The following is a 10,467-nucleotide window of genomic DNA, read 5'->3' as shown; positions in this document are numbered from 1 at the left end:
GCACTACAGCTTGAGCCCCTTTACCGTTTACGGGAGAGGGGTTGGGGTGAGGGCAGCTTTTCGCTGGTAACGCCCCTGCCGAGCATGGCTCGGCACTACCGCCAGCAGCACAGCGGCCCCTTCCCCAACCCTCCCCTTGGCCTTAGGCCAAGGGGAGGGAGCGCATGGCCACTACCAGACCTTGACCCGCTGCTCAGGAGCCAGATACAGCTTCTGCCCTTCCTTCACATCGAACGCCGGGTACCACGCATCCAGGTTGCGCACGGTCAACGCACGGAACTGGCCCGGTGCATGCACATTGGTCAGCAGCGAATTACGCAGTGCCTGCTCACGTGCCTTGCTGCGCCATGCCTGGGCAAAACCCAGGAAGAAACGCTGGTCCGGAGTGAAACCTTCCAGCGTCTGCTCCTGCTTGCCCTGCAGTGACAGGCGATAGGCGTCATAGGCGGTGCCGAGGCCGGCAACGTCGGCGATGTTTTCGCCCAGCGTCAGGCGACCGTTGACGCGCACGCCCGGGAACGGCTCGTAGCTGTCGAACTGCATGGCCAGCGCATCACCGGCAGCGTTGAACTTCTTCAGGTCGTCGGCCGTCCACCAGTTGTGCAGCTTGCCGGTTTCATCGAACAGCGCGCCGGCATTGTCGAAGCCATGGCTGATTTCATGACCGATCACCGCACCGATGGCGCCGTAGTTGATCGCATCATCAGCAGCACCGTCGAAGAACGGCGGCTGCAGGATCGCTGCCGGGAACACCAGACGGTTTTCCAGCGGCACGTTCATCGCATTGATGGTCTGCGGCAGCATCGCCCATTCGCTGTGGTCGACCGGCTTACCGAGTTTGGCGATATTGCGCTGGTACTCGAACAGCGAGGCGCGCTGGGCGTTGCCCAGTGCATCGTCCGCCTTCACTTCCAGCGCACTGTAGTCACGCCACTTGCTCGGGTAGCCCATGTCCACCTTGAGCCCGGCAACCTTGGCCTTGGCGTGCGCCTTGGTTTCCGGCGACATCCATTCCAGCGCGTCGATGCGCTTGGCGAAGGCGGCGATGATGTTCTTGGCCATCTCATCGGCGCGTGCCTTGGTGCTGGCATCGAAGTGGCGCTCGACGTAGATCTTGCCAACCGCCTCGCCAACAGCGGTATTGGTCTCGGCCACCGCGCGCTTCCAGCGATCGCTCTGCTGCGGGGTGCCGCTCATGGCGGTGCCGTGGAACGCGAAGTGGGCATCGGCGAAGGCCTTGGGCAGGTACGCCGCTGCCTCATCCAGTGCGTGGAAGGCCATGTAGTCCTTCCATACATCCAGCGGCTCGCTGGCGACCAGCTTGGACAGGCCGGCCACAGCCTTGGGTTGCCAGACGATGAAGTCCTGCTGGGTGCCCAGGTTGGCGCCTTCCAGGAAGGCCTTCCAATCCATGCCCGGTGCCTTGCCGGCGAGGTCGGCCTGCTTCCAGGCGTTTGCGCCCTTCTGCACGTCGTTGGTTTCTTCTTGGGTGGCGTGGGCGCGGGCGATTTTGGTTTCCAGCGCGACGATGCGCGCCGCCTTGGCGGCTGCATCCTTGTCGCCGGACAACTCCAGCAGCTTGCTCACATAGCCTTCATAGGCTTTGCGCAGCTCGGCCATGCGGCCGTCCTGCAGGTAGAAGTCGCGGTCCGGCATGCCCAGACCGCCCTGCACCAGGTAGGGCGCGTTGCGGCCGGGCTGCAGCAGATCCACCGATACCCACACGCCGAACAGGTGCGGAGTGTAGAAGTTGGTGGCGTTGAGCAGATCCACGTCGGCACGCATGCTGGCGCCCAGTGCCTTGGCCAGCGCCGGCTTGTCGGCAATACCGGCAATGGCTTGCAGCGCCGGCTGCACCGGCGCGGTGCCGCGCGCCTCGATGCCCGCTTCGTCCATGAATGCGGCGTAATAATCACCGATCTTGCGGACTTCGCCGGGGTTGGCCTTGCCGGCTTCTTCCATGATGGCGCGGGTGTCGGCCAATGTTTTCTCTGCGATCACATTGAAGCTGCCATAACTGGAGCGATCGGCCGGTATCTCGGTGCGCTGCACCCATTGCCCATTGGCGAAATCGTAGAAGTTGTCGCCGGCGGCGACGCTGCGGTCCATGCCGCTGGCATCAAAGCCAAAGCTGCCCAGCTGCGGTTTGGCTGCGGCGGTGGCCGCTGCCGGTGTTGCGCTGGTATCAGCGGCGGGCGCGCTGGCGTCTTTTGCACAACCGCTGAGGGCAAGTGCGGTGCCGATTGCCAGTACCAGGAAGGAACGTTGCAAAGCCATGACGGTATCCGGAGGATGTGTGTGACAAGTCTAGACCTCGAACCCCGTTCACAAAGATATTGATTCTGGCACTTGACGGATGTGCACAAGTGCGGGGAATGCGAGAAAATTGGTCACGCACTCTTCACGCCGACGGTGATTGTGCTGCATGCTTGAGCGAACGCGCTGCAGATGGTGTCTGGGGAGACATTGGCAGGGTGGAGTATGTGGTGTTCGCATGCGACCGTTGCAGGTCCCCACCTGCCGGTTCCTAGTTGTAGTGATGCCAGGACCAACATACGCAATGCCAGCTTTCCGCCTACTGATACGTTGGACTCACCGGTGACTCGGACGCCGGCTCATCCATTGCGGGTCATGATCATTGCCGGCGTGGCGGTGGGTTTGCTGTTGGCAGGCGGCATGATCAGCATGTTGTGGAACGACCGCAGCAGTCGGCTTGAGGCAGCGCAGCGGCAGTCGGCGGCGCTGGCCAGCGGCAGCAGCCGTCTTTTGCGCGCGCAGCTGGTCACCTGGGAACGCGCGTTGCGCGGCACCGCCAGCGATACCCGGGAGTTTTATCGACAGGTGCCTGATCAGGCGCCTGCTTTGTTTGAGGCCAGCCTGCGCGGTGTGCTGGAGCGCAACCAGGACCTTGCGTCCATCACCTTGGTAGATGATCGCGGTGTGCCACTGTCGGCCGGAACGGGCGATCTCACCTTGCAGAGTTGGGTGGTTCCGGAAAATCGCCTGCTCAACGGTGGTCTCTATATCGGTGCGCTGGAGGAGACCGCCGACAAGCATTGGTTGCTGCGTGCAGCCTTGCAGGTGCAGCCGGGCCAGTGGTTGTTGACACGGGTGCGGCTGGGAGCATTTCAGGATGTGGTCAGTGGCCTGGATCTGGGGCGCGATGGCACCGCCTCCATTGGCAACCGTTATGGGCAGTTGCTGGCCCATAGTCGTGATCCCGAGCGCTTGATCGGCAGCCCGCTGGCGAAGCCGATGCGGGTTCTGCCGCCATCACCGACGGTATTGCGACGTGGTGTGGTGACCAGCCCCTTTGACGGCCAGCGCCGCATCGCAGCGGTCAGCGTGCCAACAGATTTCCCATTGAGTCTGTATGCCTCACTGTCCTACCGCGAGGTGATGGCGGGTTGGTATCTGCTGCTGTATGCCTCCATCGGCATCTATCTGCTGTATCTGGCTGGTTTTGCCTACCTGCTGTATCGGGTTGACCGCAGTGCCCGTCACCAGCAGCAGCTCAGCGAAGAGCTGCAGGCCGGCAATGCCGAGCTGGCGTTGGCGCACGAAGTTGGCAAGGTCGGCACCTGGTCCATCCATGGCGAACGACCGATCGTGTACTGGTCGGCGCTGACCCAGCAGATGCTGTCCGTGGCTGGGCGCAGCACCTCGCTGGAAGGATTTCTGGCGCGGGTGCATGAAGAAGACCGTGCCTGGTTGAAGGACATGCTGGTGCGCGCGCTGGCCGGCAAGGGAGCCTTGAACGCGATGTTCCGGCTGCGCAGTGGCGATGGTTCCTTGCGCTGGCTGTCGGCGCGCGGTGAGCTGGTCGACGATGCGGGTGACGGCAAGCGCCTGGCGGGCGCGGTGGTCGACATCAGCGAGCGGGTCAACACCGAGGCGCGCGCGCAGGAGGCGCAGCGCCAGTTCCGGCTGGTGTTCGATCGCAACCCGGCGCCGTTCTGGATCTTCGATCTGATCACCTTGCGCTTCCTGGAAGTGAACCAGGCCGCAATCGATCAATACGGTTATAGCCGCGATGAGTTCCTGGCGATGTCCATCCTCGACATCCGCCCTGCAGCGGAATGGGACGAGATCCGCCAGACCGCCGGCCGTGCCTTGAGTGGCGATCTGCTGGGGCTGCAGGTCAGCACGCACCTGCGCAAGGATGGCAGCGCCTTCCATGTGCAAGGGCATTTCGCCAAGCTGGAATTTGCCGGTCGCAATGCCTGCCTGGTGCTGGCCGAGGATGTCAGCCAGCGCTTGCGTTACGAGAACGAACTGGCCTACCGCGCCAGTCACCATGCCGGCACCGGCCTGCTGACCGTGCGTGCACTGTCCGAGCGGCTGGATGCCGGCAGTCTGGGTTACACCATTGCCCACGTGCAGTTGCGTGGCCTGCAGATGATCACCGATACCCTCGGTCGTGATGCCGGTGAAGAGGCGCTGCGCGCGGTGTCGGTGCGGCTGGGTGGCCTGGCTGCCCGCTATGGCCTGCTGGCGCACCAGCCAGCCGAGGACTTCGTGCTGGCGATAGAAGGCGAGGGCGATCCGCAGATGGCACTCAATGCCTTGTTGGCGGCGGTGGCCGAGCCCATCCGTGGCCGCGATACCTATCACCAGCTGGAAGCACGCATCGGTGTGGCCAGCTGCCCGCAGGACGGCGAACTGGCCGAGCAGGTGCTGGGCCGCGCCGCACAGGCGGCGCACGCTGCGCGCGAAACCGGTGTTGCCCTGCTGCGCTTCAATACCGGCATGGCGGCGCATTACACCGAGCGGCTGCAGTTGGCCGGGCGCATCCATATGGCCATCGACCGCGGCGAATTCCTGCTGCACTTCCAGCCCATCATGGATGCCTCCGAAGGCAGCCCGGTGGCGCTGGAGGCGTTGCTGCGCTGGCCGCAGGCCGATGGCAGCTTCATCGCGCCGGCTGACTTCATCCAGTTGTGCGAAGACACCGGTCTGATCATCGCGCTGGGCCGCTGGGTGATCCACGCCGCCGCACGTGCGCAGAAACAATTGTCTGCCGCCGGCTGGCAGCACCTGCCGATCGCGGTGAACGTCTCGGCGGTACAGCTGTTCAACAGCGACCTGGTCGGCGAGTTCAGCCGTGCCATGCAGGACCACGGACTGGCCCGTGGTGCGCTGCAGATGGAGCTCACCGAGAGCGTGCTGATGCGCAATCCGACCCAGGCGCTGCAGACCTTGGGGCACCTGCATGCCAATGGCGTGGGCGTGGCACTGGATGATTTTGGTACCGGCTTCTCCAGCATGTCCTACCTGCAGCATTTGCCGCTGGATTCGCTGAAGATCGACCGCGGTTTTGTCAGCGACGTCGAAAGCAATCCGCGCAACGCCGCCATCTGCCGTGCGCTGTTGTCGTTGGGCCACAGCATGGGCTTGTCGGTGATCGCCGAGGGCGTGGAGACCGAGGGCCAGCGGCGCTGGCTGGCCGCGCATGGTTGCGACCAGGTGCAGGGCTATCTGCTGGGCCGGCCGATGCCGCTGGAGCAGGTACTGACGATGCTGGCAGACAGCCGCTCAGTCTGAGCGAGCGGCGTCTTCGTCTAGGCATTCGACCAGATAGTCGATGAAACTGCGCACCTTGGGTGCCAGATGGCTGCGGCTGGTATAGACCGCATAAATGCCGATGGTCGGCACCTCCCAATCAGGTAGTACCGGTATCAGGCGGCCATCGGCAAGTGCCTGGTCGATGATGAAATCGGGCTGGGCGATGATGCCCATGCCGGCGATGGCGGCCTCACGCAGCACCTCACCGTTGTTGGCGCGCAGATGCGGCTGCAGCGCGATGCTGACCTCGCCCTGCGGCCCTTGCAGCTGCCAGGTGTCGCCGCCGGCAGAGTAGGTGTAGGACAGGCACTCGTGCCCGGGCAGATCCTGCGGGGTGGCAGGTGTGCCGCGGCGGGTCAGATAGGACGGTGCCGCGCACAGACGGATGCGGACCTGGGCCAGGTGCCGGGCGATCAGGTTGGGTGCAGGCTGGCGGGTGATGCGGATGGCCAGATCAAAGCCCTCCTCGACCATGTCCACCTGCCGGTCCGACAGCTGCAGATCCAGTTCTACCTGTGGGTAACGCGCGCTATAAGCCGGAAGCAGCGCGCCCAGCCGGGCAATGCCATAACTGACCGGTGCATTGATTCGCAGCCGCCCTGAAGGCTGCAGCGCCTGTGCGCCAACCGAGGCTTCCAGCTCGTCGAACTCTGCCAGCAGCTGCACGCAGCGTTGGTAATAGGCGGCGCCAGCGCTGGTCGGGCTGACCCTGCGCGTGGTGCGGTTGAGCAGGCGGGTGGACAGGCGCTTCTCCAGTGCGGCGACCTGGCGGGTGACGGCGGCGGTGGAGATGTCCAAGGCATCGGCGGCGGCGCTGAAGCCATTGCGCTCGACCACCGCGACAAACACCCGCATGGCATCGATGGTGTCCATTGTTTCCGTTTCCGCAATAAAACGTTGTCGTCGAGATTATTTGTTGTCGCTGCCCTGGGCAATAACCTGTGCACTCTCCAAACCCCGACAGGGAGCCCACGATGAGCAGCCAGCTGCCTTCCCTCTATATCTCGCATGGTTCACCGATGACCGCCCTGCAGCCGGGGCTGGTTGGCCCGCGCCTGGCCGAACTGGCCGCCGGGATGCAGCGGCCGCGGGCAATCGTGATGGCCTCGGCACATTGGCTGCGGCGGGCGCCGCAGGTATCGGCCGCGGCCCAGCCGGAGACCATTCACGATTTTGGTGGCTTCCCGGAGGAGCTTTACCAGCTGCAGTACCCGGCACCGGGTGCTCCGGCATTGGCTCAGGACGTGGCGCAGCGGCTGGCCGATGCCGGCCTGCAGCCGAGCATCGACCCGCAGCGCGGGCTCGATCATGGCGCCTGGGTGCCGCTGCGCTACCTGTACCCGGAGGCCGACATTCCGGTGCTGCAGGTGTCGATCCAGCCGGGGCTCGGCCCGAAGCACCAGTTTGCGATGGGCCGTGCGCTGGCGCCGCTGCGCGAGCAGGGCGTGTTGCTGATCGGCTCGGGCAGCATCACCCACAACCTGCATGACTGGCGCAATTACCAGGATGGCAAGGAAGCGCCTTACGTGCGCCCGTTCATCCAGTGGGTGGAGCAGAAGCTTGAGGCCGATGATCTGCCGGCGATGTTCGACTATCGCCAGCAGGCACCGTTCCCGGCGCAGGTGCATCCCACCGATGAACACCTGTTGCCGCTGTACTTCGCGATGGGTGCGGCCGGCAGCGATGAACTTGGTGCGCAGCGGATCGATGCCGGTATCGACATGGGATTCCTGGCGATGGATATCTACCGCTTTGATGGCAAGGCGTGATTGACGGCTGGAGGTGCCAGTTCGGCGTGCAGCTCGGGAACCAGCGCTGCACGCTGAGTGATCTGGCATTGGCTTGATGCGATTGCGCGTATTGATCAAGCACATCGACAACAGCATCGCCTGATTGCTGTGGTAATTTCCCGGTATTCATCCGCCACTGCCAGTGTCGGCAGCCTGCTGTCGTGGTAGTGAATCCGTGGAACGGGCATGCACACGATTGAAGTAGTTCTGGCGATGCTGGTGGCGGTTGTCGCCAGTGGCTATCTGGTAAGAATCCTCCCTTTCTCATTGCCGTTGCCCTTGGTGCAGATCGGCTTGGGCGCGCTGATTGCGGGCGTGTTCAATCGCGGCCATGCGCTTGAGCCGGACATGTTCTTCCTGCTGTTCCTGCCGCCGCTGCTGTTTCTGGATGGTTGGCGCATTCCCAAACAGGGCCTGTTCCGCGACAAGGGCGCGATCCTGGAGCTGGCGTTCGGGCTGGTGGTGTTCACCGTGCTTGGCGCCGGTCTGCTGATCCACTGGATGATTCCATCGATGCCGCTGGCAGTGGCATTCGCTCTGGCAGCGATCATCTCGCCGACCGATCCGGTAGCGGTCAGTGCGATTGCCTCGCGCGTGCCCATTCCCAAGCGACTGATGCACATCCTGGAAGGCGAGTCGCTGTTGAACGACGCCTCCGGTCTGGTCTGCTTCCGCTTTGCGGTGGCGGCGGTGATGACCGGCTCGTTCTCGCTGGCGCAGGCCTCGCTGACCTTCCTGTGGGTGGCCTTGGCCGGTCTGGCCATCGGCGTGGCGGTGACCTGGAGCGTGTCCACCTTCCAACGCTGGCTGTGGCGCAGCTTCGGTGAGGAGCCGGGCGCTGCGCTGCTGGTCAACCTGCTGATTCCGTTCGCCGCCTACCTGCTGGCCGAAGAACTGCATGCATCCGGCATCCTCGCCGCGGTCGCTGCTGGCGTGACCATGAGTTACGTGGAGCTGACCGGCCGCATCAGCGGCAGCATGCGCGTGCAGCGCAATGCGGTGTGGAACATGGTGCAGTTCAGTTTCAACGGCATCATCTTCGTGCTGCTCGGCGAGCAGTTGCCGGGCATTGTTGAACGCGCGATCGAGACCATGTCCTCCACCGGCCATCACAGCGCGTGGTGGCTGCTGGTCTATGTGCTGGCGATCAATGCCGTGCTGGTGGTGTTGCGACTGGTCTGGGTGTGGCTGTCGCTGCGCTGGAACCTGCTGCGGGCGCGGATGCGTGGCGAGAAAGAAACCACCAGTACCTCGTGGCGGGTGGTGCTGGCGATGTCGGTGGCCGGCGTTCGCGGCGCGATCACCCTGGCTGGCGTGTTGACCCTGCCGCTGATGGTGCCCGGCGGCGAGCCGTTCCCGGCACGTGATCTGGTGATCTTCCTGGCAGCAGCGGTGATCCTGGTGTCGCTGGTAGGCGCCAGCCTGTTGCTGCCGCGCCTGCTCAAAGGCCTGGAACTGCCCAAGGACGACGATGCCCGGCGCGAGGAAGACCTTGCCCGCAGGGCCTCGTCCAAGGCGGCCTTGGCGGCGGTTGAGAAGGCCCGACAGGGCTTGGTCGAGGGCCAATCCACCGGCGCCGTGCAATTGCTCAACGATGCTGCGGCACGCGTGAGCCTGCTGTACCAGCGCAATCTGGAGAAGGGTCAGGGCCCGGATGAAGACCCGGAGAAAGTGCGGCGGATGGAACAGGCCTATCGCAGCCTGCGCACGGCCGGCTTGAATGCCGAGCGCGAGGAGCTGTTCCGTCTGACCCGGCGCGGGCAGGTGTCTGATGAGATCGCACGCAAGCTGATCCGCAATCTGGATCTGCTGGAGACACGGCAGAGGGATTGAGGGTGGTTGTTTTGGGTTCGCTTGTTAGAAGCTTCCCCTCACCCCAACCCCTCTCCCGTGAACGGGAGAGGGGCCAAAGCACTAGCAGCCGACGCATACCTAGCCCCTCTCCCGCCTGCGGGAGAGGGGTTGGGGTGAGGGGAGGCTCCTAGCTAAAAATGCAGCCTTTAAGCTCTTAAGCGTTCTTCAACTCAAGAAAATACGGCTCAACCGTACCCTTGATCTTCAGCGTCATCGGGTTGCCACGGCGGTCGCGGGCCTTGCCGGCCTGTACGCGGATCCAGCCTTCCTGCACGGAATACTCTTCCACGTCATCGCGCTCGATGCCGTTGAAACGGACGCCAACGCCACGCTGCAGGGCTTCAGCATTGTGGAACGGACTCTGCGGGTTGATCGCCAAATGATCGGGAGGGGTATCGCTCATCGTGATTCTTGGGTGCAGGCCACCGTGGCCGACTTCTGCCGCACAGGATAACCGCTGCAGCCCTCGCTTCGGTTCTTGGTGGCTTCCGTTGGCGGCCCGGGAGCGGCAAAATGCGCGCCATTACGTAGTGGAAACAGCCCCATGCCTGACAACAGCGCCGATTACGAAGACTCCGACGAACTGCGCCCGGATTTTGACGAAGACGACCATCCGGCGCGGGTCTGGAACCTGCTGTGGCTGATCAATCCCGGCGATGAAGACGCGGCGCTGCAGCAGTTCGACGCCTGGCGCGAAGCGCGCGCCGGTGCCGAGGACGACGCCAGCGACGAGCAATGGCTGTGGGACCTGAAGGACGCCATCGACTGGCGTTCAGGTTTCTATGTGGACTGGAAGGACACCGATTCGTTCGTCGCCGCGCTGGACGAAATGGCCGCGCGCTGGAATCTGAACATCGCCTGGGGTGGCGATTTCGATGATGAAGATTTCACCGACGACCTCGACGTGCCGATGCTGATGACCACTGCCCATGACCGCCTGCGCGAGCACGGCTACACGGTGTGGAATTGGAATACCGGTGGCGACGCCTACGCCGGTTGGGTGGCACTGAGCCGCGACGACGAAGCGATGCTGGCGCTGTGTTCGTTGCTGGGTGTGGAAGTCCGCCCCGGCAGCGACCCGTTCTAATCGGGTTTTGTAGGAGCAGCGGTAGTGCCGAGCCATGCTCGGCTGGGGCGTTACCGGTATTGTCCATCTGTAGTGGGGGGGGGGGGGGGGGGGGGGGCGGGGGGAGGAAAAGACCCCCGCGCCCCCGCGGGGGCCGCCCAAGAAGAATAAAGCAAAAGGAGAAAAACCCCC

The 10,467-nt window shown here is 63.9% G+C and carries 7 protein-coding genes; 4 read left to right on the top strand and 3 right to left on the bottom strand.

Features of this window, described 5'->3' with window-relative positions:
• Positions 1 to 171: 171 nt before the first annotated feature.
• A complete protein-coding gene (locus tag ACVOLZ_RS21510; RefSeq protein ID WP_481517910.1) occupies positions 172 to 2,277 on the bottom strand; it encodes a M13 family metallopeptidase in 2,106 nt (701 codons plus the stop codon).
• A gap of 321 nt (positions 2,278 to 2,598) precedes the next feature.
• Here ACVOLZ_RS21510 and ACVOLZ_RS21505 point away from each other — a divergent pair, with 321 nt between their 5' ends.
• Positions 2,599 to 5,544, top strand: a complete 2,946-nt coding sequence (locus ACVOLZ_RS21505) for a bifunctional diguanylate cyclase/phosphodiesterase (RefSeq protein WP_481517909.1) — start codon at positions 2,599 to 2,601, stop codon at positions 5,542 to 5,544.
• On the opposite strand, the gene ACVOLZ_RS21500 is transcribed toward ACVOLZ_RS21505, so the two are convergent.
• On the bottom strand, positions 5,536 to 6,438 hold the full coding sequence (locus tag ACVOLZ_RS21500; RefSeq protein WP_481517908.1) for a LysR family transcriptional regulator: 903 nt from the start codon (positions 6,436 to 6,438) through the stop codon (positions 5,536 to 5,538). The genes ACVOLZ_RS21505 and ACVOLZ_RS21500 overlap by 9 nt on opposite strands.
• Positions 6,439 to 6,539: 101 nt before the next feature.
• Between ACVOLZ_RS21500 and ACVOLZ_RS21495 the strand changes: the two genes are divergently transcribed.
• The gene (locus tag ACVOLZ_RS21495) at positions 6,540 to 7,334 is read left to right on the top strand and encodes a DODA-type extradiol aromatic ring-opening family dioxygenase (RefSeq protein WP_481517907.1); all 795 of its coding nucleotides are present in this window, start codon (positions 6,540 to 6,542) and stop codon (positions 7,332 to 7,334) included.
• A 207-nt stretch (positions 7,335 to 7,541) separates the two neighbouring features.
• The gene (locus ACVOLZ_RS21490; protein ID WP_481517906.1) at positions 7,542 to 9,188 is read left to right on the top strand and encodes a Na+/H+ antiporter; all 1,647 of its coding nucleotides are present in this window, start codon (positions 7,542 to 7,544) and stop codon (positions 9,186 to 9,188) included.
• Positions 9,189 to 9,363: 175 nt separating this feature from the next.
• On the opposite strand, the gene ACVOLZ_RS21485 is transcribed toward ACVOLZ_RS21490, so the two are convergent.
• Positions 9,364 to 9,612, bottom strand: coding sequence for a DUF3297 family protein (locus ACVOLZ_RS21485; protein ID WP_481517905.1), 249 nt, complete (start codon positions 9,610 to 9,612; stop codon positions 9,364 to 9,366).
• Positions 9,613 to 9,753: 141 nt separating this feature from the next.
• Between ACVOLZ_RS21485 and ACVOLZ_RS21480 the strand changes: the two genes are divergently transcribed.
• On the top strand, positions 9,754 to 10,296 hold the full coding sequence (locus ACVOLZ_RS21480; protein ID WP_481514435.1) for a DUF6630 family protein: 543 nt from the start codon (positions 9,754 to 9,756) through the stop codon (positions 10,294 to 10,296).
• The last annotated feature ends 171 nt before the right edge of the window (positions 10,297 to 10,467 follow it).

The sequence above is a fragment of the Stenotrophomonas sp. STEN020 genome (assembly GCF_056760195.1).
Note: the sequence above shows the minus strand (reverse complement) of the source record. Positions and strands in the feature narration are given on the sequence as shown.